Consider the following 22,415-nt stretch of genomic DNA (forward strand, 5'->3'; position numbering starts at 1 on the left):
GCGTCGCCCGGTCCGGTATCGTGACCGGCGGTCACCGCCAGCAGGCCGCCGAACGGGGCCGGCGGGACCGCCGCCGCGCAGGACGCACCGGGGGGCCGGCGGTCGACGGAAGGACGCTGTCGTGCCCAGGATCATGCCCAGCAGGCGTCGCGCCCGCGGCCCACTGATCGCCTTGCTCGCCGCCGTCGTCGTGCTGCTCGGCAGTGGCTCGTTGCCCGCGTACGCGGAGCCCAACGAGGGCGGCACCAAGAAGCTGCGGGACGCGCTGACGGCCACCGCCCGGGCGCACATCGAGGCGAAGCAGAAGCTGGACAACTCCAAGCGCCGGCAGACGCAGTTGACCGGCCAGCTGACCGGGCTCCAGGTGCGGGTGAACGACCTGAGCACGCAGGTCGGCGAGGTGGCGGCGCGCTCCTACCGGGTGGGCCGGCTCACCCCGGCGTCGATGCTGCTGGGCAGCGCCTCGCCCGACGCGTTCCTGGAGCGGGCGGCGAACCTCGACCTGATGGCACAGCGGGACGGCAAGCGACTGCGCGAGCTGACGGAGGCGCGCGAGCAGGCGCAGCGGGCCAAGCTCGCCATCGACGCCGAGGTGCGGCAACAGGCGAAGCAGCTCGCCGTGATGGCGAAGAAGAAGAAGGAGGCCGAGGCGGCGCTGGCGGCGGTCAGCTCCGGTGGCAGCGGCGGCTTCGCCGGCGCGAACTCGAGCTCGGCGAAGCCCGCCCCACGCAACTCGGACGGCTCCTGGCCGTCGGAGTCCTGCTCGGTGAACGACCCGACCACCTCCGGCTGCATCACGCCGCGCACCCTCAACGCCCTCCAGCAGACCAAGGCGGCCGACTACACCCGCCACGTCTCCTGCTACCGCAGCGGCGGCGACGGCGAGCATCCCAAGGGGCGGGCCTGCGACTTCTCGGCCGCCGCAGGCGGCTTCAAGGACGAGAACGCCACCGGCGGCGACAAGGCGTACGGCGACAGCCTCGCCGCGTGGCACGTGCGCAACGCCGATCGGCTCGGCGTGCTCTACGTGATCTGGTACCGGCAGATCTGGCATCCGGGCACCGGCTGGCGCTCCTACAGCGGCAGCGGCAGCCCGGCGGCGAGCCACACGAACCATGTTCATCTATCGATGTACTGACCCACCGGGGCGGCTCGGCTGCGTACCATCGCGACGATGAATCTCTCACCGTCCGACGTCGCCGACCCGCCCGTGCCCGCCGCGCCGGTCACCGGGCGCGCCCTGCCCAACGGGCTCGCCGCCTTCCTCGTCTTCTTCTCCAGCGGCGCCGTCCTGGTGCTGGAGACGGTCGCCCTGCGCCTGGTCGGCCCCTACGTCGGGGTGACCCTCCAGGTGACCAGCTCGGTGATCGGCATCGCGCTGGCCGCGATCGCCTACGGGGCGTGGGCCGGCGGTCGGCTGGCCGACCGGCGCGACCCGCGTCCGCTGCTGGCCCCCGCGCTCGTGCTCGCCGGCATCGCCACCGCCGTCACCCTGCCGGTCGTCCGGTACGCGGGCGAGGTGCTGCGCGGCGGGGCGGCCAGCGCCATCCTGCTCCTCGTCGCCCTCGCCGTCTTCGTTCCGGCGCTGCTGCTCTCCGCGGTCACTCCGCTGGTCGTCAAGCTCCAGCTCGCCGACCTGCGCCGCACCGGCCAGGTGGTCGGCCGGCTCTCCAGCATCGGCACGCTCGGCGGCATCACGGCCACCCTCTCCACCGGGTTCGTGCTGGTCGCCGCGCTGCGCAGCACGGTGATCCTGCTGGCGCTGGCCATCGCGCTCGGCGTCACCGGCCTGGTCCTCGGCTGGTACCTGCACCGGCAGGGCGTCGTGGAGCTGCCGGGTCGGGGCCGGACCAAGGCGGCGTTGGCGGTGCTCGGCCTGCTCGGCGCGGGTCTCAGCACGGTCGCACCGAACCCGTGCGACATCGAGACGGCGTACCACTGCGCGAAGGTCGAGGTGGATTCGTCCCGGTCGACCGGGCGGACGCTGCTGCTCAACTCGGCGCAGCACTCGTACGTGGACCTCGCCGACCCCCGCCACCTGGAGTACGCGTACACGAAGTGGTTCGGTGCGGTGGCGGACGTGGCCGCACCGGCCGGCCGGCGGCTCGACGCGCTGCACCTGGGCGGGGGCGGTTTCACCGTGCCCCGCTATCTGACCGCCACCCGTCCCGGCAGCGACAACCTGGTTTTCGAGATCGACGGTGGGCTCATCGAGCTGGGTGAGCGGGAACTCGGCGTACGCCAGGGACCGGACCTGCGGGCGGTGGCCGGCGATGCGCGGCTGCTGGTCGCCGCCGAGGCCGACGAGAGCCGCGACCTGGTGGTCGGCGACGCGTTCGGGCACCTGGTGGTGCCGTGGCACCTGGCCACCCGGGAGATGATGGCCGAGGTACGCCGAGTGGTGCGCCCGAGCGGCGTCTACGTGCAGAACGTCATCGACTACCCGCCGCTGCGCTTCATCCGCAGCGAACTGGCCACCGTCGCCGCCGAGTTCCGGCACGTCGCGCTGATCGCGCCCCCGGAGGCGATCATCGGCGAGCAGGGTTCCAACTTCGTCCTCGTCGCCTCCGACGCGCCGCTGCCGCTGGAAGCGATCCGCAAGCGACTGGCCGAGGTGGACGTCCGCGCGGTCCTGATCGCCGAGGCCGAGCTGGACGAGTTCGTCGGCGAGGCGCTGGTGCTCACCGACGACTACGCGCCGGTGGACCAGCTGCTCGCCACCGCCTGATCGAGTGACTTCCTGCCCGATTTCGGTCCGAGAGGTGTAGCCGGGACGGGTCCGGGCAAGAACCTCGACCATGGGCGGAGGGGACCGGTTCGCGGTGCGGCCGCTCGGTGGGCGGTACCGGCTCATCGAGCAGCTCGGCGCGGGTGGCATGTCGGTGGTGTGGCGCGGCTACGACGAGGTGCTCGGACGGCAGGTCGCGGTCAAGGTGCTGGCGTCCCGGCTGGCGAGCGAGCGCGCCCTCCGGCACCGGCTCCGGGTCGAGGCGCAGGCCGCCGCGCGGCTCTACCACCCCAACATCACCAACGTCTACGACTACGGCGAGTCCGAGCAGGACGGCGTCACCGTCCCGTACGTCGTGATGGAGCTGATCGACGGCGGCTCGCTGAGCAGCTGGCTCGGCCGCGAGCGGCGGCTGCCCTGGCGGGAGGCGGTGACGATCGCCGCCGAAGTCGCCTCGGCGCTGGCCACCGCGCACGCCCGAGGGGTGGTGCACCGGGACGTCACCCCGGGCAATGTGATGCTGACGCCGACCGGGGTGAAGGTCGTCGACTTCGGCATCTCCGCCCTGGTCGGGGAGAGTGAGCGGGGCACGGACGGCGCCCTGCTCGGCACCCCCGCGTACCTTGCGCCGGAGCGCCTCGACGGCGGCCAGGTGTCGCCCGCCACCGACGTGTACGCCGTGGGCCTGCTGCTCTACCGGATGCTCACCGGCCGGCTGCCGTGGCAGGCCAGCACCACCACGGAGATGCTGCGCGCGCACCTGTACAACGACCCGGAGCCGATGCCCGCCGTGCCGACGCTCCCCGACGAGGTGGCCGACCTGGTGCGTCGCTGCCTGGCGAAACGCCCCGAGGAGCGACCGTCCACCACTGAGCTCGCCGGCATTCTGGCCGATGCGGCCGGGGTGCTCACCGCGATACCCGTCTCGCCCGCCGCCGGCCCGCTGGGCCCGGCCACCCTGGCGGACGCGGGTACGACGATCCTGCCCTGGTCGGGGGCGGAGACGGGCGCGCCGCCCACCCGGCGCCGGCGAGTCGTCTCCCGGCGGCGGCGCGTCGAGGCGGGGGTGGCAGCCGCGGGCCTGGTGGCGGTCACCGCGGCGCTCTGGGGAGTGACCGGGCGGAGCCCGGCGAGCGGGGGCGTGGAGCCGCCGACCGAGGCCCGGTTGGGGTTGGCGGGTACGCCGGTCTGTCAGGTGGCGTACGCGCTGCGCAGCGACTCCGGCAAGGACTTCGCCGCCGAGCTGACGCTCACCAACACCGGGGCCCAGGAACTGCGCGACTGGGCGGTGAACTTCACCTTCCCGGGCGGGCAGACGGTGACCCGGGCGACCCCGGCGTCCGCGAGCCAGCAGGGGCGGGCGGTGGTGGTACGTCCACCGGCGGGGCGGCCCGCGCTGGCGCCGGGCGCCGCCGAGAAGGTCAGCCTCACGGGGCGCTACACCGGGGGGAATCCGCTGCCGGTCACGTTCACCCTCGGCGGCGAGAGCTGTGGGGTGCAGGTCTCCGGGGTGGCGGGCCGCCCCCCGGCCCCGGCGACCACGAAGTCACCGGCCAAGGCCACCACCACGAAGACCAGCGCCACGTCGCGCGGCACCGGCTCGGGCGGCCCCGGCGGCCCCGGTGCTGGAAAGGGCCCCGCCGGGCATCCGAAGCCCGACAAGCCCGACAAGCCCCCCAAGGGCAAGCCCCCCAAGAAGTAACCCCACCCCACCCCACCCCACCCCCACCCCCACCCCGCCCCCGCCCCCGCCCCCCGCCCAAGATCCACGCACTTTCTCGGAAAGAGTGGCCATCCGGGCGCGAATGACCACTCTTTCCGAGAAAGTGCGCACGCCGGAGCAGGGGCGGGGGTGGGGGTGGGGGGCGGGGCGGGGGGGCTAGGGGAGGTCTGCGAAGCGTTGGAGTTGGTCCAGGTTGCCCTCGACCACCAGGACGCTCTCCGGCCTGAGCACGGTGGAGTCTGAGGCGTACTCGAAGGGCTTGCCGGGGTGCTTGGCGCCGAGCACGCGTACGCCGTGGTGCTCGATCGGTCGTACCTGCGAGAGGGGTTTTCCCGCCAGGGCCTGCGGCACGCGCACCTTCGCGATGGCGAAGTCGTGGCCGAACTCGATGAAGTCGAGCATCCGGGTGACGATCAGGTGCGCCACCCGCTCACCGGTCTCCGCCTCGGGAAAGATCACGTGGTGCGCCCCGACCGAGTTGAGGATCTTCGCGTGCTTACCGGAGGTGGCGCGCGCCCAGACCTGTGACACGCCCAGCTCCACCAGGGCCAGCACGGTGAGCACGCTCGCCTCGAGCGACGCGCCGATCGCCACCACGACGCGGTCGAAGTCGGTGATGCCCACCTGGCGCAGCGCGTCCTCGTCGGTGGCGTCGGCCTGTACGACCCGGTCGAGCTGGTCCGACCAGCGTTGCACGAGGTCGGGGTTGCGGTCGATGGCGAGGACCTCGTGGCCGAGCCGGATCAGCGAGCCGGCCAGTTGACCACCGAACCGTCCCAACCCGACCACCGCGACGCCGCCGATCTCGCTGTCCCTATCCGACAATGGGTTGCTCCTCTGGATAGCGGTAGAGCCGTCGCCGGGTGTTCAGGGCGATCGCCGACCCGAGGGTGAGCGGTCCGACCCGGCCGATGTACATCAGGACGACGAGGGCGAGCTGACCGCTCTCGGGCAGCGTCGGGGCGATTCCGACGGAGAGCCCGGTGGTGGTGAACGCGGAGGTCACCTCGAAGAGTGTCCGGAGGGCCCGGTTGTCCTCGGTCATCAGGATCAGCGTGACCGTGCCGATGGCGAGCAGCACGACGCTGATCAGGACCAGCGTGATCGCCTGCCGCTGGCTGGCGTTCGCCACCCGGCGGCGGCCGATGGTCACGTCCGGCTCGCCCCGGATCTCCGCCCAGATGACGAAGGCGAGCAGGAAGAAGGTCGCCACCTTGATGCCGCCGGCGGTGCTGGCGCTGCCGCCGCCGATGAACATGAGCGCGATCATCAACGGGTAGGTCTCCTCGTCGAGCGCGTCGGTGGGGACGACGTTGAATCCGCCCGTACGGATGAAGGCGTCCTGGGTGAACGCGGCGAGCAGCTTGTCGGGCCAGCCGAAGGGGCCGAGGGTGCGCGGGTTGGCCCACTCGGCGAGCAGCAGGCCGAGGAAGCCGACCAGGAGCAGCGCGGCGCTGCCCCAGACGGTGAGTTTGGTGGCGACCGCCCAGCGGGAGGGTTGCCGCCACTCGCGTACCGCTTCGAAGAGCGCCGGGAAGCCGAGGCCGCCGATGATCGCGCCGAGGGCGAGCGGCAGTGTGATCCACCCGTCCCTGGCGAAGCCGGCCAGGTTGTCCGAGTAGAGCGCGAACCCGCCGTTGTTGAAGCCCTGGACGGCGTGGAAGACGCCGTGCCAGAGCGCCCGCCCGAACGGATACTCGTAGCTGAGTTGGAAGCGGAGGGTGAGGATCACGGTGATCACCGCCTCGCAGACCAGCGCTGTCGCGGCGATACGCAGCAGCAGCCGCCGTACGTCTCCGAAGCCGAACTCCTGGGTCTCGGCCTGCACCAGCAGCCGGTTCCGAAGCCCGAGCTGCCGCGCCACGAGGAGGATGACCAGGGTCGCGCCGGTGACGATGCCGATCCCGCCGATCTGGGTGAGCACGGTGATCATGGCCAGCCCGAACGGGTTCCAGTAGTCGGGCGTGTCGACCACCGCCATGCCGGTCACGGAGACCGCGGAGGTGGCGGTGAAGAGCGCGGTCACGAAGGGGGTGTACCGGTGCTCGTTGGTCGCCCAGGGCAGCATCAGCAGGCCGGTGCCGAGCAGGATCGTCGCCAGGAAGCCGAACGGCACCAGCCGCACGGGGTGACGGAGAAACCGGCGCACCAGACAATCTTCCTTTTCCGCCGGAACCGGGGAGGCCGAACCGGCGATCCGGAGATTCACCCGCCGGTCAGGCGTCGACCAACTGCCGGACAATCGCAGGCGGTCTGCTGAGCAGGTTCCCTCGACGGCAGGAGGCCGCGATGCGACGTACCGTTCCCACCGGCGGCCTGGCGGGCGCGCTGGTCACCGCCGCCGTGGCCGGGCCGACCGTCGCCGCGCCGGCCGAGTCGACCGAGTCGATCGAGGAGGGTACGTCGGCCCGGGCGAGCGATCGTCCGATCGTGATCGCCCACCGGGGCGCGAGCGGCTACCGGCCCGAGCACACCCTGGAGTCGTACCGTCTCGCCATCCGAATGGGCACCGACTTCATCGAGCCCGACCTGGTCACCACCCGGGACGGCGTGCTCGTCGCTCGACACGAGAACGAGATCTCGGGTACCACCGACGTTGCCGCCCACCCGGAGTTCGCCGGCCGGCGCACGACGAAGACCATCGACGGCGTGTCGGTGACCGGCTGGTTCACCGAGGACTTCACCCTGGCCGAGCTGAAGACGCTGCGCGCCGAGGAGCGGCTGCCGCAGGTCCGGGTCACCAACACCGCGTACGACGGCCGGTTCGAGGTGCCGACCCTCCAGGAGATCATCGACCTCGCCCGAGCCGAGGGGCAGGCCCGGGGCCGCACCATCGGCATCTACCCGGAGACGAAGCACCCCAGCTACTTCGCCTCGATCGGGCTGCCCCTGGAGAAGCCGCTGGTCGCGGTGCTCCAGGAGAACGGGCTGACCCGGAAGAGCTCGCCGGTCGTCGTCCAGTCCTTCGAGACCGCGAACCTGCGCGAACTCAGCCGCCTGATCGACGTACGGCTCATCCAGCTGCTCGACGCCGCGGGCCGCCCGTACGACTTCACCGCCGCCGGGGACGCGCGCACCTACCAGGACCTGGCGAGCCCGGCCGGGCTGAAGTGGATCGCCCGCTACGCCGACGGAATCGGCCCGAACAAGAACCTCGTCGTGCCCCGCGACGCGGCCGGTAACCTGCTCGCCCCGACCGACCTCGTACGGGACGCGCACCGGGCGGGGCTCGTCGTGCACGCCTGGACGTTCCGGGTCGAGAACCAGTTCCTGCCGGCGGACTTCCGCATCGGCGCCGACCCGAACGCGCGCGGCGACATCACCAGCGAGTACGAGCTCTTCTTCCGCCTCGGCCTGGACGGGGTCTTCGCCGACCAGCCGGACACCGCCGTCGCCGCCCGCGCCGGCCTCGCCTGACCTTCGCCGACGCGCGACTTCAAGGAAGTCGGGGCATCAAGGGGTACTCGACACCCCGACTTCCCAGAAGGCGAGTCGATCTTGCGCGCGTGGGCCGGGGCGGCCGGACCGTGACGGGGGTGGTGGTCGATGGCCGGTACCGACACATGCGGTACGGCGGAGCCAGCGGCGACCGCCATCGCGGTGCGGTGTCCGGGTGGGTGGAAACGGCCCGTTGTAAGGCCCGGCCACCCCGCTCCGGTTACTTGTGTGTATCGACCACATAGCTCGTGGGTGACGTCACTTCTAGCGTGAGCCGACAATGAGTTCCCTCCCTCCGAGTCCTCACGTGGAGTCGTAATGACGGTCCGGACGACGCGGCGGGTGTTCCTCTCCGCCGCCACGATGGTGGCCGCGGCCCTGGCCGCCACGGCCTGTGGCAGCCCGCAGGACACCGCCTCCGGCGGCGGCGACAGCGCCGCCCCGGTCAAGGTTGGCCTGGTGTACTCCCAGTCGGGTGCCCTGGCCAGCTACGGGAAGCAGTACATCGAGGGTTTCAAGGCCGGTCTCGACTTCGCCACCAAGGGCACCAACAAGGTCGGCGACCGGGCCATCGAGATCACCGAGGCCGACGACGCCGGTGACCCGGCGAAGGCGGTCTCCGCGGCGAAGGACCTGATCGGCAAGGGCACCAAGATCATTGCCGGCTCCACCGCCTCCGGCGTGGCGCTCCAGGTCGCCCCGATCGCGGCCCAGAACAAGGTCCTCTTCATCTCCGGGCCGGCCGCGACCGACGCGGTGACCGGCGCGAACAAGTACACGTTCCGCTCCGGGCGGCAGTCGTACCAGGACGTGGTGACCGCGAAGTCGTTCATCGGCGACCCGACCGGCAAGAAGGTCGTGGTGTTCGCCCAGGACGGCGCCTTCGGCGACGCCAACGAGGCGGCCGTGAAGACCGTCATCGGCGGTGCCGGCGCGACCGTCAGCAGCGTCCGCGCCCCCGCCAGCGCCACCGAGTTCACCCCGTTCGCCAGCCAGATCAAGGCCGCCAAGCCGGACCTGCTCTTCGTCGCGTGGGCCGGCACCACCGCCCCCGCGATGTGGCAGACCCTCGACCAGCAGGGCGTCCTGTCGTCCACCACCGTCGTCACCGGTCTGGACATCCGCGCCTCCTGGCCCACCTTCGGCGCGGCCGGCAGCAAGATCTCCTTCCTGTCGCACTACTTCGACGGAGCCAGCGACACCGAGGCCGCCAAGGCGCTCAAGGCCAAGGTCGGCACCGTCGACCTGTTCCACCCCGACGGCTTCGCCGCCGCCCAGATGGTGGTCCGGGCCGTGCAGGAGGGCGGGGACGACGTCGACAAGATGGTGACCGCCCTGGAGGGCTGGAGCTTCGACGGGATCAAGGGCAAGATGACGATCCGCGCCGAGGACCACGCCCTGCTCCAGCCGATGTACCAGGCGAAGCTGACGGGCAGCGGCACCGAGTTCACGGCGTCCGCCCAGAAGAGCCTCACCGGTGACGAGACCGCGCCACCGGCCGTGGCCATGAAGGGCTGACCTGATGCTCGCCACCCGCGGTCTGACCTGGCGGATCGGCGAGGTCGCCATCGTCGACGGCGTCTACCTCGACCTGGCGCCCGGGGAGTTCCTCGGCGTCATCGGGCCCAACGGCGCCGGCAAGACCTCGCTCTTCAACCTGATCACCGGCCTGCGCCGGGCCACGGACGGTCGGGTCCTCCTCGACGGGAAGGACATCACCGACCTTCCGCCGCACCGGCGCGCCTGGCTCGGGCTCGGCCGTACCTTTCAGGCGTCGTCGGTCTTCGGCTCGCTCAGCGTCCGGGAGAACGTCCGGCTCGCCGTGCAGGCGCACCGCGGGGGCTCGATGAAGCTGTGGCGGCGGGCGGCGGCCGACCGGGAGGTGGCCGCCGCCGCCGACGCGGCGCTCGACCGGGTCGGCCTCGCCCACCGGGGTACGGCGCTCGCCGGCACCCTGGCCCACGGCGAGAAGCGGAAGCTGGAGATCGCCCTGCTGCTTGCCGGTGAGCCCCGGGTGATGCTGCTCGACGAGCCGATGGCCGGGGTCAGCGCCGAGGACGTCCCGGAGTTGGTCGCGGTGATCCGCTCGCTGACCGGGGAGAGCGGCCGGTCGGTGCTCATGGTGGAGCACCACATGGACGTGATCCTGGAGCTGGCCGACCGGATCGCCGTGATGCACCACGGGGCGCTGCTCGCCTGCGACACCCCGGAGACGGTGATGGCCAACGCCACCGTCCAGGAGGCGTACCTGGGGGAGTCGCTCTGATGGAACCCGTGCTGACCGTGGAGAACCTGTCGGTCCGGATCGCCGGGCTGCACATCCTCCAGGGGGTGTCCTTCCCGGTCGCCCCGACGGGCGTGACCGTGCTGCTCGGCCGCAACGGCGTCGGCAAGACCACCACGCTGCGCGCCATCGTCGGGCTGACGCCGCGCAACGGTGAGGTGCGCGGCACGATCCGGATGGGGGCGCAGAGCCTGCTCGCCCGCCCCACCTACCGGCTGGTCCGTAACGGGCTCGGCTACGTGCCGGAGGACCGCTGCGTCTTCGCCGGCCTGACCGTGGCGGAGAATCTGCGGCTCGCCGAACGGCGGGGCGCCGAGGCCGCGTACGACCGGGTCTTCGCGCTCTTCCCCGAGCTGGAGCGGCGCGCGCGGCAGCGGGCCGGTTCGCTCTCCGGCGGGCAGCAGCAGATGCTCGCGATCGGTCGGGTGCTGCTCAACGAGAACCGCCTGCTGCTGATCGACGAGCCGACCAAGGGGCTGGCGCCGAAGGTGGTGACCGAGGTGACCGAGGTGCTGGAACGGGTCGCCGAGTCGATGCCGGTGCTGCTCGTCGAACAGAACCTCGCCGTGGTGCGACGGCTCGCCAAGGACGCCGTGGTGCTCGCCGCCGGCCAGGTCGCCTGGGCCGGCGACGCGCAGGAGCTGCTGCTGGAGACGGCGCTGACCAAGTCGCTGCTCGGCGTCGGCACCGGCGAGCCGCACCGCGGACCGGAGCAGGCCGCCGCGACGGGGAAGGACGCGAACTGATGGGCACCGTGATCCTGCTGACGCTGACCGGCCTCGGCCTGGCGGCGCTCTACTTCCTGGTCGCCTCCGGGCTCTCCCTGGTCTTCGGCCTCGCCGACGTGCTCAACTTCGCGCACGGGCTCTTCCTCGGCGTCGGCGCGTACGCCACCTGGTGGGCGGCGGGGAACCTGCCCGGCGCCGGGCCGGACGGCTTCGGCTTCGTGCTCGCGGTCGCCTTCGGGGTGGCCGCCGGCACGCTGGTGGCGGTCCTCGTCGAGCTGGTGCTGATCCGTCCGCTCTACTCACGCACCATCGAACAGGTGCTCGTCACGGTCGGCCTCTCGCTGGCCGGGGTGGCGCTGCTCCAGGCCACCTGGGGCGCGGACGCGCGTCCGTTCCCGCGTCCCGAGTGGACGCGCGGGGTGACCGGGATCCTCGGCGCGCAGGTGCCCAACGGCGGCCTGCTGCTGATCATCGCCGCGGTGCTGGTGCTCGGCGCGCTGCTCGCCTTCCTCCAGTGGACCCGCTACGGCCTGGTGATCCGCGCCGGGGTGGAGAACCGGGAGATGGTCACCGCGCTCGGCATCGACGTACGCAAGGCGTTCACCCTCGTCTTCGCGATCGGTGGCGCGGCCGCCGCGCTGGCCGGCGCGCTCGGCGGGGTCTACTTCGGCACCGTCTCGCCCGGGCAGGGCAGCTCACTGCTGATCTTCGCGTTCATCGTGGTGGTCATCGGCGGCATGGGTTCGGTGCTCGGCTCCGCGTACGCGGCGGTCGCGGTCGGCCTGCTGCAACAGTTCGTCAACTACTACGGCACGTCCGGCCTCGGCGACATCTGCGTGGTCGGCCTGCTCGCCGCGGTGCTGCTGCTGCGCCCGCAGGGCATCGCCGGAAAGGTGGCAACGGCATGACCGAGGTGAAGAGCCCCGAGGTACCGGCGCCGCCCGCCGCGGTGCCCGCCGAGTTGACCCCGCAGCCGGGCCGGTGGCACCGGGTACGCCCGTACCTGCCGCTGGTCGCGCTGCTGGTCGCGGCGATCCTGCCGTACTCGACGCTGCAACTGCCCGGCATCTTCGAAGGGCCGTTGAACTCGCCCGGCACCCTGCAACTGCTCGCCATCTGCCTGATCTTCGGCGGGCTGGCCGCCGGGTACGACCTGCTCTTCGGGCGGACCGGCATGCTCTCCTTCGGGCACGCGCTCTACTTCGCGGCCGGGGTCTACGGCACCGACATCCTGGTCACCCGGGCCGGGCTGCCGCTCTGGCAGGCCGCGCTGCTCACCATCACCGGAGGGGCCATCCTCGCCGCGCTGCTCGGTGCGGTGGCGCTGCGTACGGTCGGCATCGCTTTCGCCATGGTGACGCTGGCTTTCGCACAGGTCGGGGCGATCCTGGTGGCGCGGGACTTCGGCGGGCTGACCGGCGGCGAGGAGGGGTTGCCGCTGGACGTCTCCGGCCTGCCCGACGCGCTGGTCGGGGTGACCAACACGGTGAACCTCTACTGGCTGGCACTGGCGTACCTGGCCGTGGTGGTGTTCGTGGTGCACCGGGTGAGCGGGTCGCCGACCGGTCGGGTGCTCGCCGGGCTGCGCGACGACGAGCGGCGCATCGGCGTGCTCGGCCTCGACCCGTACCGCTACAAGCTGGTGGCGTTCACGCTTGCCGGCGGTCTCGCGGCGGCCGGGGGCGTGGTCTACTGCCTGATCGTCGGCGGCGCGTCGCCGCACATCACGTCCTCGGAGCTGACCCTGTCGCTGCTGGTCATGGTGGTGCTCGGCGGGCCGGGCACCCGCTGGGGACCGGTGCTCGGCGGCATTCTCTACATGTACCTGGATCACCGGCTCACCGCGTTCGGCACCTCCGACGCGGTGGACTCGTTGCCCGCGGTGCTGAGCCGGCCGCTCTCCCAGCCGCTCTTCGTGCTGGGCACCATCTTCATCCTGGCCGTCTACTTCTTCCCCGGCGGCCTCGCCGGCCTGACCTCCCGGTTGACCCTGCTGCGCCGATCCCTCCGCCTCCCCACCCCCCGTTCGCCGCGTTGATCATGGGGTTATCGGCACGACACGCAGTACCGCCCACCGATAACTTCATGATCGACGGCGCACTGCCGGGGACGCGGACGCGGGGAGGGCACATGGACGCACGGTTGGCTGTGGTCAGTGGAGGCGGGACCGGGATCGGCGCGGCGGTCGCCCGGGCGTTCGCCCTGGACGGGTACGACGTGGTGATCGCCGGTCGGCGTGCGGAGGTGCTCGACGACACGGCCACGCGGCTCGACACCGAGTGCGGTCGAGCGGGCGCGGTCCGGGCGGTGACCGCCGACCTCATCGACCCCGACCAGGTCGCCCGCCTCGTCGAGACCCTCGACGGCCGTACGGTCGACGTGCTCGTCAACAACGCGGGGGGCTACCTGGCCCGGCGGGCCGACACGCTCGCCGGTGCCGCCGCGTTCTGGCGGTCCAACCTCGACGCGAACGTGCTGACCGCCGTGCTGCTCACCGAGGCGCTGCTCCCCACGCTCCGCCGCCCGGGCGGGCGGGTCATCCTGCTCGGCTCGATCGCCGCCCAGCGCGGTGGCGGCGGGCCGTACTCGGCGGCGAAGGCGGCGCTGCACGGCTGGGCGTACGACCTCGCCGCGCAGCTCGGCCCGGAGCAGATCACGGTCAACGTGGTCAGCCCCGGCTACGTCGCGGAGACCGAGTTCTTCGGCGACACGATGACGCCGGAAGGCCACGCGCGGCGGGTCGCCGCCACCCTGGTCGGGCGGGCCGGCGAACCGGCCGAGGTGGCCGAGGCGGTGCGCTACCTCGCGAGCCCCGCGGCCGGCTACGTCACCGGTCAGGTGCTCGGGGTCAACGGCGGGTCCGTGCTCGGCCGCTGACCGGGGAACCGACGGCCGCTCGGGGCGGCGGAGCGGTCGTAAACCGCCAGCGGCTCGGCGCGACCGGCGCAACAGTCCGGCTCGTGACCATCACCTCCGGCGACGGCGCGTGGCGCTGTCGGGCTTCGCTGGTAGAAATGCCGGATGAGCCAGGATCGGGCGGCGATGCGGGAGCGGGCCGAGGCGGTGCTGCGGCGGTTGGCCGGCGAGCACGCCCGGCTCCGCGAGGACCAGTGGCGGGCCATCGAGGCGCTGGTGGTCGAGAGGCGTCGGGTGCTCTGCGTCCAGCGCACCGGCTGGGGCAAGTCGGCGGTCTACTTCGTGGCGACCGCCCTGCTGCGCGAGCGTGACCGGGCGGCGACCGCCGACGGCGCGCCGGCGGGTGGGGAGCGCCCGAGCGACGCCGTCGGCCCGACGGTGATCGTGTCGCCGCTGCTGGCGCTGATGCGCAACCAGGTGGAGTCCGCGGCGCGGGCCGGAATCCGGGCCCGGACGATCAACTCCGCCAACCTCGACGAGTGGGACGAGATCACCGGCGAGATCCACGCGGGCGCGGTGGACGTGCTGCTGATCAGCCCCGAGCGGCTCAACAATCCGGACTTCCGGGACGGTGTGCTGCCGAAGCTGGCCGCCACCACGGGTCTGCTCGTGGTGGACGAGGCGCACTGCGTCTCCGACTGGGGGCACGACTTCCGGCCGGACTACCGCCGGCTGCGGACCTTCCTCGGCAACCTGCCGCCGGGCACGCCGGTGCTGGCCACCACGGCGACCGCCAACGCGCGGGTCACGACCGACGTCGCCGAGCAGCTCAGCACGGGTGACGGCAGCGACGCCCTGGTGCTGCGCGGCACGCTCGACCGGGAGTCGCTGCGCCTGGGCGTCCTCGACCTGCCCAGCCCGGCACACCGGCTGGCCTGGCTCGCCGACCACCTCGACCGGCTGCCCGGTTCGGGCATCGTCTACACACTGACCGTGGCGGCAGCGGGGGAGGCCGCCGAGTTCCTGCGCAGCCGGGGCTACCCGGTCGCCGCGTACACGGGACAGTCCGACGACGCCGACCGCCGCGCCGCCGAGCAGGACCTGCTCGACAACAAGATCAAGGCGTTGATCGCCACGAGCGCGCTGGGCATGGGCTTCGACAAACCCGACCTCGGCTTCGTGGTGCACCTCGGCGCGCCCCCTTCGCCGATCGCGTACTACCAGCAGGTCGGCCGGGCCGGCCGGGCCGTGGAGCACGCCGAGGTGCTGCTCCTGCCGGGCGTGGAGGACGCCGCGATCTGGCGTTACTTCGCCTCGCTCGCCTTCCCGCCCGAGGAGCAGGTGCGGTCCGTGCTGGCCGCCCTGCACACCGACCGGCCGCTCTCCACCCAGGCCCTGGAGCCCCTGGTCGACCTGCGCCGGGCACGGCTGGAGCTGATGCTCAAGGTGCTCGACGTCGACGGCGCGGTCCGCCGGGTCCGCGGCGGCTGGCTGGCCACCGGCGAACCCTGGGTCTACGACGAGGCCCGGTTGCGGCGCGTCGCCGCCGCCCGCACCGCCGAGCAGCAGGCCATGCGGGAGTACGCGGCCACGTCCGGCTGCCGGATGCGCTACCTGCGGGAGTGCCTGGACGACGCCGGGGCGACCGACTGCGGCCGATGCGACCGCTGCGCCGAGCCGCTCTTCGGCGCGGAGGTCTCGCCGGCCGCGTTGAGCGCCGCGCAGACCTTCCTCGGCCGGCCCGGCGTGGAGCTTCCGCCGAAGAAGCTCTGGCCGACCGGGCTGGCGGCGGTCGGCGTACCGCTCAAGGGACGGATCGCCCCCGGGGAGCAGGCGTTGCCGGGGCGGGCCGTGGGCCGCCTCTCCGACCTCGGCTGGGGTGGCCGGCTGCGTGAGCTGGTCGGCCCGGAGGCGGCCGACGTTCCGGTTCCGGACGACGTGGCCGCCGCCGTGGTCGAGGTGCTCAAGGCGTGGGCGCACGGCGACGATCCCTGGCCGTGCCGCCCGGTCGGGGTGGTCGCCGCGGGTTCCCGGAGCCGCGCCCGGCTGGTCGGCTCGCTCGCCGAGCGGGTCGCCACGGTCGGCCGGCTGCCGCTGCTCGGCCAGCTGCCACCGGCCGCGTCGCCGGCCGGCGCGGCCCGGGGCAACAGCGCCCAGCGGGTACGCGCGCTGCACGACGCCTTCACGGTGCCCGACGAACTGGCCGCCGCGCTCGCCGGCCTGGACGGGCCGGTGCTCCTCATCGACGATCTGGTCGACTCGGGCTGGACCGTCACGCTGCTCGCGCGGGCGTTGCGGCGCGCCGGTGCCCCGGACGTGCTGCCGCTCGCGCTGGCGGTCGCCGGTTGACCCAGTCGGGAGTGACGCGGGAGAAGTTCCCGGGGGCGCGGAGGTGCGACGGTCACCACGCCACCGGTACACCGACCGGTCGCGGACCCGCTCGGCGGTACCGTGGGCGCCATGGATGAGCAGGCTGTCACGCGTACGTACGCCGTCACCGGCATGACCTGCGAGCACTGCGTACGGGCGGTCACCGACGAGCTCGCGGCGTTGTCCGGCGTCCGTGAGGTCCGGGTCGACCTGGCCGCCGGCACCGCCACCGTCACCAGCGCCGACCCGCTCTCCGACGAGTCGGTGCGCGCGGCCCTCGACGAGGCCGGCTACGAGCTTGGCTCCGGTGCCTGACCGGGTCTCCGCGGCACCCGACCGCGGCACGCTCCGGCTGGCGCTGTCGGTCGGCGGGCTGGTGCTCGCCGTCCTGCTCGGCTTCGGTCTGGGCCGGCTCAACTCCGCCGACACCCCCACGGCGGTGGGCCTGGAGACCACCGACCACACGCACCCGCCCGGCACCGCGCCGCACGACCACGGCACCGTCGCCGGGGCGGGCCAGGCGGCGGACGCCGAGGCCGGCGGCCTGGCGGTCAGCGCGGCCGGTTACACGCTCGCCCCGCTCACCACCGGGTTCACCCCCGGTCGGGAGGGGCAGCTCCGCTTCCAGATCCACAACGCGCAGCGCAAACCGGTCACCCGCTTCGCGATCGTGCACGACAAGCCGATGCACCTCATCGTGGTACGCCGTGACCTCAGCGGTTTCCAGCACCTGCATCCGACGATGGCCCCGGACGGCACCTGGTCCGTACCCCTCACCCTGCCGGAGGCGGGCACCTGGCGGGCGTACGCCGACTTCACCGTCGTGGCCGACGACGGTACGCAGGCGGCGCTGACCCTCGGCGTCGACCTGGCCGTGCCCGGCGATTACCAGCCGCACCCGCTGCCGGCCGCCGCCACCTCGACGACGGTCGGCGGGTTCACCGTCGACTACCAGGGCACGCCGCAGGCGGGCGCCACCGTGCCGTTGACATTCCGGATCGCCGCCGAAGGCGCCCCCGCCGCACTGGAGCGCTACCTCGCGGCGTACGGCCACCTGGTGGCGCTGCGCGAGGGGGACCTCGGGTACCTGCACGTGCATCCCGAGCCGCAGCTGGTCGACGGGGCGGTGCGCTTCTGGCTGACCGCGCCCGGCCCGGGCCGCTACCGGCTCTATCTGGACTTCCAGGTCGCCGGCGTGGTGCGTACTGCGGAGTTCACCGTCGTCGTGCCGTGACGCGGGCCGTGCGGCTACGGCGTGCGCCGCGCCCGTGCAGCTACAGCGCGGGCCGTGCGGCTACGGCGTGGCGCCTCGCGGGTGCAGCTGCGACGCGGGCCGTGCGGGCGCGGGTGTAGCGCCAACACGGGGCCCGGTGCGGCTCGGCGGGCCGGCGGTGCAGATGAAGCGCGGCGGGCCCGCGATGCGGATGTGGCACGGCGAGCCGGCGGTGCCCATGTGACGTCGCCGGCCGGGTGGTGCCGATGTGGCTCGGCGGGCCGGCGGCGCAGATGGGGCGCGGGCGAGCCGCCGGTGCCGATGTGGCGCGGCGGGCGGCGGTGCGGGTGTGGCGGGCCGGGCGAGTCTCAGGCCGGCCCTCCGGCGAACCGTCGGGGCCGGCGTCGTTCGTCAGCGCGGCGTCGTCAGCCGGCTCGGCGGATCGGGCGGCGCGCCAGGTAGCGCAGCAGGTCGCGGATGTGGTGCTTCTCCTCGAGCGGCACGGCCGGGTCGGCGAGCCGGTCCAGGATCACGCGGACGTCCGCCTCGACCGGGCCCTCCTCGCCGCGGCGACGTGGGGCCGGGCCGGCGTCCGGCAGGCCGAGGGCGCGGAACGCCGCGGCGACCGGTAGCTCCAGCGCGGAACAGAAGCCCCGGACCTTGGCCAGCTCGGGGTAGTCCTGCCAGTCGCCGGCGAGCCAGCGGAAGACGGTGGACCGGCCGACGCCGGTGTGGGCGGCGAGTTCCGTGACCGTCCACCCCCGCTCGTCGCGAGCGTCATCGATGGCTCGGCGCACGAACCGTGCGAAGGCCATCTGCGGTGAAACCTCTGCGGAACGCATCCTTGCGGTTCTTCCCTCTCGAGGTGGAACACCGGATGTCGCGTCCGAGCGTAGTACCGGACGGCCCCGAAACAATTGACTGACCGCACAAAAGGTCCCGTCGACGGGACCTTTTGTGCCGGGCTTCCGGACGAAAGCGGACAGAGGTGCCGATCGTTGTGGTCGGCGGGGCCGAGGTGGACCGCCGTCGCCGACCGCGCCGGCTAGCGGGCGGCGGCCGGAGCGGACGCGGACGGGGTGCCCGAACCGTCCTCAGTGGCCAGAAGGGCCTCCAGCCGCGGGGTGACCCGCCACTGATCGACCAGTTCCCGGTAGTCGCGCCGCTGCTCGTCGGTCGGCGCGGCACCGCTGCGTCGGGCCCGGATGAGCAGGTTGCGTGGCGTGTGCCGGGAGTCGACGAACTCCACCACCTCCGTGCGGTAGCCGTGCAGCCGGAGCAGCCCGGCCCGCAGCGCGTCGGTGAGCACGTCCGCGAACCGTTCGCGCAGGATGCCCTGCCGGGTCAGCAGCTCGTACGGGGTCGGAGCCGGTCGCGCCCGCAGCTGCGCGGCGACGTCGTGGTGGCAGCACGGCGCGGCGAGCACCCAGCGGGCATCCCAACGCACCGCCCGGGCCAGCGCCTCGTCGGTGGCGGTGTCGCAGGCGTGCAGCGCCAACACCAGGTCCGGTGCCGGATCGACCACCGCCTCGGCGATCGTGCCGGCCACGAAACGGACCCGGTCGCCCCACCCCATCCGCTCGGCCAGCTCGGTGTTGCGCAGCCGCTGGTCCTCCCGGACGTCGACGCCGACCAGCTCCACGTCGAGCCCACGAGCCGAGAGATACCGGTACGCCGCGAAGGTCAGGTATGCGTTGCCGCAGCCGAGATCCACCACGCGCAGGGGACCGGCCAGCTCGTCGGGCAGGGTCGCCGCGAGCGCCCGGAGGAAGGCGTCGACCTGGCGGCGCTTCGCCGCCGAGCCGCCGATCTCCGCGAAGATCGGGTCGCCCGGGTCCAGCAGGTACTCCTTCGCGCGGTCGTTGCCGGTGGGCTCGGCGGTCGGCCGGGTCGCTCTCGCCCGGTGCACCTGGGCGTCGCCGGACTTGGTGACCCGCAGCTGGAGCGTCGTGTCGGCGGTCTCCACGTGCCAGTTGCCGAACGGCTCGGCGAGCAGCGCGTCGACCGCCTCGGCCGCCTCCCGGCCCGGTGCGACGTTACGGGTGTAGGGGCGGGCGCCGTCGGAGGTGGCGATCTGCAGCCGAGGCCCCGCCTTGAGGGTCACCGGGCGCAGCTCCGCCCGTACGACAGTGGGGCGCAGCCCCCGGCGGCGTCCGGCGGCGACGGCGCGGGTCAGCGCGGGGTCGAGCAGCAGTGCCCGCACCTCGCCCAGCGCGGCATCCAGCGATTCAGCCATCCCTCAATCCTCTCCCCACCCCATCCCACCCGCCCAACCGCGCCGCCCCGTAGGGACCTCGTTCACGGAAAGAGTGGCTGTTCCGCGTCGGATGCCCACTCTTTCCGTGAAAGCGTGCCCGGGGGCCCGCGGCGCGGGGAGGTGGGGGTGGGGTGGGTGGAGATGGGGACGTCCCCCGGCCCGGGTGGGCGGGGGACGTCCTGGCGTTCTGCGTCAGTCGGCGGTGGTCGCCTCGGCGGTGGCGGCCCCGGCGGCGTTGCCACCGGAGCGGCGACGCCGACGGCGGCGCGGCTTCGGCGCCGTTGCCGCCTCACCCTCGGTGCCGGACGATGCCGGCTCGGCGGTGCCGCCGTCCGTGATCACCGCAGTCGTCTCGCCCTCCGCGACCACCTCGCCGGCCCGGCGGCGACGCCGGCGGCGCGGGGTCTTGCCGCCCTCGGCGGTGTCAGTCTCGACCGGCGTGGCCGAGTCCGGCCCCGACTCGCCACGGCCGCGGCCACGACCCCCGCTACGACGACCACGCGCGCCGTCTCCGCGGCGGGACCGGCCACCGCCGAGGTCCTCCTCGACCTCGGCCGAGAGCCCGGCCCGGGTCCGCTCGGCGGTCGGCAGCGTGCCGCTCACGTCGGGGGAGATGTGCAGGTCGGTGTAGAGGTGCGGCGAGGTGTGGTACGTCTCCGGCGGTTCCGGCATGTCGAGCCCGAGGGTCTTGTCGATGATCCGCCAGCGCGGCACGTCGTCCCAGTCGACGAAGGTCACCGCGACACCGCTCGCCCCGGCCCGGCCGGTACGACCGATCCGGTGGGTGTACGTGTCCTGGTCCTCGGGGCAGTCGTAGTTGATGACGTGGGTGACCCCGCTGACGTCGATGCCCCGGGCGGCCACGTCGGTGGCGACCAGAGTGTCGATCTTGCCGGCGCGGAACGCCCGCAGTGCCCGCTCGCGCGCCCCCTGCCCGAGGTCACCGTGCACGGCGGCCACCGCGAAGCCGCGGAAGTCGAGGTCCTCGGCGACCCGGTCGGCGGCCCGCTTCGTACGCGTGAAGATCATCGTGAGCCCGCGCGACTCCGCCTGGAGGATCCGCGCCACGATCTCGACCTTGTTGAGGGAGTGGGTGCGGTAGACCAGCTGCTCGGTCTGCGGCGACGGCCCGGTCTCGGCGGTGTGCCCGGCGTGGATGGTCACGGGGTGGCGCAGGAAGCGCCGGGAGAGCGTGACGATCGGATCCGGCATGGTGGCCGAGAAGAGCATGGTCTGCCGGTCGTCGGGGAGCATCGCCAGGATCTTCTCGACGTCGTCGAGGAAGCCGAGGTCGAGCATCCGGTCGGCCTCGTCGAGCACGAGCGCGCGTACCCGGTCCAGCCGGAGGTGCTTCTGCTTGGCCAGGTCGAGCAGGCGGCCCGGCGTGCCGACGAGGATCTCGACGCCCTTGCGCAGCGTCTCGATCTGCGGCTCGTACGCCACGCCGCCGTAGATCGGCAGGACCCGGACGCCCCGGGTGCTGCCCGCCATGGCGAGATCCTTCGCGACCTGGAGGCCCAGCTCACGGGTGGGGACGACGACCAGCGCCTGCGGCGTGCCGTCGCCACCCTCGCCCGGGGCGAAGACCCGCTCGAGCAGCGGGACGCCGAAGCCGAGGGTCTTGCCGGTGCCGGTGGGCGCCTGGCCGATCAGGTCGGTGCCGCGCATCGCGATCGGCAGCGCGTACTGCTGGATGGCGAAGGCGTTGGTGATGCCGCCCGCGGCCAGCGCGTCGACGGTCTCCTGGCGCGCGCCCAGCTCGGCGAAGGTCGGTGCTACCGGTGTGGTGGGGGTCGGAACGCGACTCCCCGTGCTGTCCTGCGTGAATTCGCTCATCTGGATGTGGGGGTGCCCTCTCGTGGGTGCGCCCCGTCATCTCCGCAGGGCGCGTTCGGTCTGGCGCGGGCCACACGGTCGGGGGCACATCGCCGAGCCGGACCGGGCCGCACGCGCGCCGGGGGCCTGAGTTAGATCAGATCGGCGCCCACGGCAACTGTTCCATACTACCTGAACCGACAGGGTGACGTCCTGATTCCGGGTCTCGGCCGATCCACCGGGTGGACGATCTGTGGCCGAGTTCACACGTGCGGGGCTCGGGTCGCCGCGCCCGGACGGCCGGGTCGCGGGGCCACGCCGCGGCCCTTCCGGGCGGTAACCTGCGCTCGTGTCCGCCCCGACCGCCCCCGCGTTCGCCGTCGCCGACCTGCTCGGCCTGGTGGCCCTCGGCGAGCTGCTCGCCTTCGAGCGGATGGCCGCCGACGCCCGGCTCGCCCCCGACCTGCGTCGCCGGGCCGCGCTGGGCGAGATGGCCGCGGCGGAGGTCGCCAACTACCGACGCCTCGCCGACCGGCTCACCGCACTCGGGGTGGTGCCGCAGGACGCCATGGCGCCGTACGTGGAGGCGGTGCAGGCGTACCACGACTCGACCGAACCGCGCGACTGGGCGGAGGCGGTGACCAAGGCGTACGTCGGCGACGCGATCACCGACGACTTCCTCCGCGAGGCCGCGGCCGCGCTGGACGAGCCGGACCGGCAACTCGTACTCGACGTGCTGCACGAGTCCCGGTACGCCGACTTCGCCGCCGCGGAGATCCGGATCGCGATCGACGCCGACCCGCGGGTGGCGCACCGGCTCTCGATGTGGGCGCGGCGGCTGGTCGGCGAGGCGCTCTCCCAGGCCAGCCGGGTCGCCGCCGCCGACCGGGGCGCGCTCACCGCGCTGATCGCGCAGGGGGAGCGGGTGAACGTCGAGGCGCTGCTCCGGCAGCTGACCGCCGCGCACACCGCGCGGATGACCGCCGCCGGCCTGAACAACTGA

General features: G+C 73.2%; 19 protein-coding genes. 14 read left to right on the forward strand and 5 right to left on the reverse strand.

The window, feature by feature from the left end; all coding sequences use genetic code 11:
• Window positions 1–133 precede the first annotated feature (133 nt).
• From D7147_RS21810 to D7147_RS21820, 3 genes are all read left to right on the forward strand, one after another.
• Window positions 134–1,138, forward strand: coding sequence for a coiled-coil domain-containing protein (locus D7147_RS21810; protein ID WP_199734230.1), 1,005 nt, complete (start codon window positions 134–136; stop codon window positions 1,136–1,138).
• Window positions 1,139–1,174: 36 nt separating this feature from the next.
• On the forward strand, window positions 1,175–2,728 hold the full coding sequence (locus D7147_RS21815; protein ID WP_120680539.1) for a fused MFS/spermidine synthase: 1,554 nt from the start codon (window positions 1,175–1,177) through the stop codon (window positions 2,726–2,728).
• A 70-nt stretch (window positions 2,729–2,798) separates the two neighbouring features.
• Window positions 2,799–4,430, forward strand: coding sequence for a serine/threonine-protein kinase (locus D7147_RS21820; RefSeq protein ID WP_120680541.1), 1,632 nt, complete (start codon window positions 2,799–2,801; stop codon window positions 4,428–4,430).
• 177 nt (window positions 4,431–4,607) lie between these two features.
• On the opposite strand, the gene D7147_RS21825 is transcribed toward D7147_RS21820, so the two are convergent.
• Together D7147_RS21825 and D7147_RS21830 are read right to left on the reverse strand one after the other, a co-directional pair.
• Window positions 4,608–5,276 (reverse strand): potassium channel family protein, encoded by a 669-nt coding sequence (locus D7147_RS21825; RefSeq protein WP_407663380.1) that lies wholly within the window; start codon window positions 5,274–5,276, stop codon window positions 4,608–4,610.
• The gene (locus D7147_RS21830) at window positions 5,266–6,600 is read right to left on the reverse strand and encodes a TrkH family potassium uptake protein (RefSeq protein ID WP_120680543.1); all 1,335 of its coding nucleotides are present in this window, start codon (window positions 6,598–6,600) and stop codon (window positions 5,266–5,268) included. Before D7147_RS21830 ends, D7147_RS21825 begins: the two co-directional genes overlap by 11 nt.
• A gap of 140 nt (window positions 6,601–6,740) precedes the next feature.
• Between D7147_RS21830 and D7147_RS21835 the strand changes: the two genes are divergently transcribed.
• The 10 genes from D7147_RS21835 (at window position 6,741) to D7147_RS21880 (ending at window position 17,361) form a co-directional block, all read left to right on the forward strand.
• The gene (locus tag D7147_RS21835) at window positions 6,741–7,868 is read left to right on the forward strand and encodes a glycerophosphodiester phosphodiesterase (protein WP_120680545.1); all 1,128 of its coding nucleotides are present in this window, start codon (window positions 6,741–6,743) and stop codon (window positions 7,866–7,868) included.
• A gap of 339 nt (window positions 7,869–8,207) precedes the next feature.
• Window positions 8,208–9,407 (forward strand): substrate-binding domain-containing protein, encoded by a 1,200-nt coding sequence (locus D7147_RS21840; protein WP_120680547.1) that lies wholly within the window; start codon window positions 8,208–8,210, stop codon window positions 9,405–9,407.
• A 4-nt stretch (window positions 9,408–9,411) separates the two neighbouring features.
• On the forward strand, window positions 9,412–10,155 hold the full coding sequence (locus D7147_RS21845) for an ABC transporter ATP-binding protein (RefSeq protein ID WP_120680549.1): 744 nt from the start codon (window positions 9,412–9,414) through the stop codon (window positions 10,153–10,155).
• Entirely contained in the window at window positions 10,155–10,919 is a 765-nt protein-coding gene (locus tag D7147_RS21850) for an ABC transporter ATP-binding protein (RefSeq protein WP_199734224.1), read from the forward strand. Before D7147_RS21845 ends, D7147_RS21850 begins: the two co-directional genes overlap by 1 nt.
• Window positions 10,919–11,809 (forward strand): branched-chain amino acid ABC transporter permease, encoded by an 891-nt coding sequence (locus tag D7147_RS21855; RefSeq protein ID WP_120680553.1) that lies wholly within the window; start codon window positions 10,919–10,921, stop codon window positions 11,807–11,809. Before D7147_RS21850 ends, D7147_RS21855 begins: the two co-directional genes overlap by 1 nt.
• A complete protein-coding gene (locus tag D7147_RS21860; protein WP_120680555.1) occupies window positions 11,806–12,939 on the forward strand; it encodes a branched-chain amino acid ABC transporter permease in 1,134 nt (377 codons plus the stop codon). The genes D7147_RS21855 and D7147_RS21860 overlap by 4 nt, the downstream gene beginning before the upstream one ends.
• A 92-nt stretch (window positions 12,940–13,031) precedes the next feature.
• Window positions 13,032–13,778 (forward strand): SDR family NAD(P)-dependent oxidoreductase, encoded by a 747-nt coding sequence (locus D7147_RS21865; RefSeq protein ID WP_120680557.1) that lies wholly within the window; start codon window positions 13,032–13,034, stop codon window positions 13,776–13,778.
• Between the two features lie 144 nt (window positions 13,779–13,922).
• The gene (locus tag D7147_RS21870) at window positions 13,923–16,106 is read left to right on the forward strand and encodes a RecQ family ATP-dependent DNA helicase (protein ID WP_120680560.1); all 2,184 of its coding nucleotides are present in this window, start codon (window positions 13,923–13,925) and stop codon (window positions 16,104–16,106) included.
• A gap of 111 nt (window positions 16,107–16,217) precedes the next feature.
• Entirely contained in the window at window positions 16,218–16,442 is a 225-nt protein-coding gene (locus D7147_RS21875; protein ID WP_120680561.1) for a heavy-metal-associated domain-containing protein, read from the forward strand.
• Window positions 16,435–17,361 carry a hypothetical protein gene (locus tag D7147_RS21880; RefSeq protein ID WP_120680563.1) on the forward strand — a complete coding sequence of 309 codons (927 nt, stop codon included), beginning with the start codon at window positions 16,435–16,437 and terminating at the stop codon, window positions 17,359–17,361. Before D7147_RS21875 ends, D7147_RS21880 begins: the two co-directional genes overlap by 8 nt.
• A gap of 404 nt (window positions 17,362–17,765) precedes the next feature.
• Here D7147_RS21880 and D7147_RS21885 read toward each other — a convergent pair whose 3' ends face one another.
• From D7147_RS21885 to D7147_RS21895, 3 genes are all read right to left on the reverse strand, one after another.
• Entirely contained in the window at window positions 17,766–18,182 is a 417-nt protein-coding gene (locus D7147_RS21885) for a helix-turn-helix domain-containing protein (RefSeq protein ID WP_120680565.1), read from the reverse strand.
• Between the two features lie 203 nt (window positions 18,183–18,385).
• The gene (locus tag D7147_RS21890; protein WP_120680567.1) at window positions 18,386–19,576 is read right to left on the reverse strand and encodes a class I SAM-dependent methyltransferase; all 1,191 of its coding nucleotides are present in this window, start codon (window positions 19,574–19,576) and stop codon (window positions 18,386–18,388) included.
• A gap of 213 nt (window positions 19,577–19,789) precedes the next feature.
• Entirely contained in the window at window positions 19,790–21,433 is a 1,644-nt protein-coding gene (locus tag D7147_RS21895; RefSeq protein ID WP_120680569.1) for a DEAD/DEAH box helicase, read from the reverse strand.
• Window positions 21,434–21,761: 328 nt separating this feature from the next.
• Between D7147_RS21895 and D7147_RS21900 the strand changes: the two genes are divergently transcribed.
• Entirely contained in the window at window positions 21,762–22,415 is a 654-nt protein-coding gene (locus D7147_RS21900) for a ferritin-like fold-containing protein (RefSeq protein WP_120680571.1), read from the forward strand.

The organism is Micromonospora musae (assembly GCF_003626545.1).
GTDB classification, from domain to species: Bacteria; Actinomycetota; Actinomycetes; order Mycobacteriales; family Micromonosporaceae; genus Micromonospora; species Micromonospora musae.

What these genes read in the sequence shown, in the direction of transcription:
- D7147_RS21890 (WP_120680567.1), bottom strand. Translation starts at nt 19,576, where the DNA reads ATGGCTGAATCGCTGGATGCCGCGCTGGGCGAGGTGCGGGCACTGCTG.
- D7147_RS21810 (WP_199734230.1), top strand. Translation starts at nt 134, where the DNA reads ATGCCCAGCAGGCGTCGCGCCCGCGGCCCACTGATCGCCTTGCTCGCC.
- D7147_RS21895 (WP_120680569.1), bottom strand. Translation starts at nt 21,433, where the DNA reads ATGAGCGAATTCACGCAGGACAGCACGGGGAGTCGCGTTCCGACCCCC.
- D7147_RS21820 (WP_120680541.1), top strand. Translation starts at nt 2,799, where the DNA reads ATGGGCGGAGGGGACCGGTTCGCGGTGCGGCCGCTCGGTGGGCGGTAC.
- D7147_RS21870 (WP_120680560.1), top strand. Translation starts at nt 13,923, where the DNA reads ATGAGCCAGGATCGGGCGGCGATGCGGGAGCGGGCCGAGGCGGTGCTG.
- D7147_RS21855 (WP_120680553.1), top strand. Translation starts at nt 10,919, where the DNA reads ATGGGCACCGTGATCCTGCTGACGCTGACCGGCCTCGGCCTGGCGGCG.
- D7147_RS21865 (WP_120680557.1), top strand. Translation starts at nt 13,032, where the DNA reads ATGGACGCACGGTTGGCTGTGGTCAGTGGAGGCGGGACCGGGATCGGC.
- D7147_RS21840 (WP_120680547.1), top strand. Translation starts at nt 8,208, where the DNA reads ATGACGGTCCGGACGACGCGGCGGGTGTTCCTCTCCGCCGCCACGATG.
- D7147_RS21885 (WP_120680565.1), bottom strand. Translation starts at nt 18,182, where the DNA reads ATGCGTTCCGCAGAGGTTTCACCGCAGATGGCCTTCGCACGGTTCGTG.
- D7147_RS21845 (WP_120680549.1), top strand. Translation starts at nt 9,412, where the DNA reads ATGCTCGCCACCCGCGGTCTGACCTGGCGGATCGGCGAGGTCGCCATC.
- D7147_RS21850 (WP_199734224.1), top strand. Translation starts at nt 10,155, where the DNA reads ATGGAACCCGTGCTGACCGTGGAGAACCTGTCGGTCCGGATCGCCGGG.
- D7147_RS21860 (WP_120680555.1), top strand. Translation starts at nt 11,806, where the DNA reads ATGACCGAGGTGAAGAGCCCCGAGGTACCGGCGCCGCCCGCCGCGGTG.
- D7147_RS21835 (WP_120680545.1), top strand. Translation starts at nt 6,741, where the DNA reads ATGCGACGTACCGTTCCCACCGGCGGCCTGGCGGGCGCGCTGGTCACC.
- D7147_RS21875 (WP_120680561.1), top strand. Translation starts at nt 16,218, where the DNA reads ATGGATGAGCAGGCTGTCACGCGTACGTACGCCGTCACCGGCATGACC.
- D7147_RS21815 (WP_120680539.1), top strand. Translation starts at nt 1,175, where the DNA reads ATGAATCTCTCACCGTCCGACGTCGCCGACCCGCCCGTGCCCGCCGCG.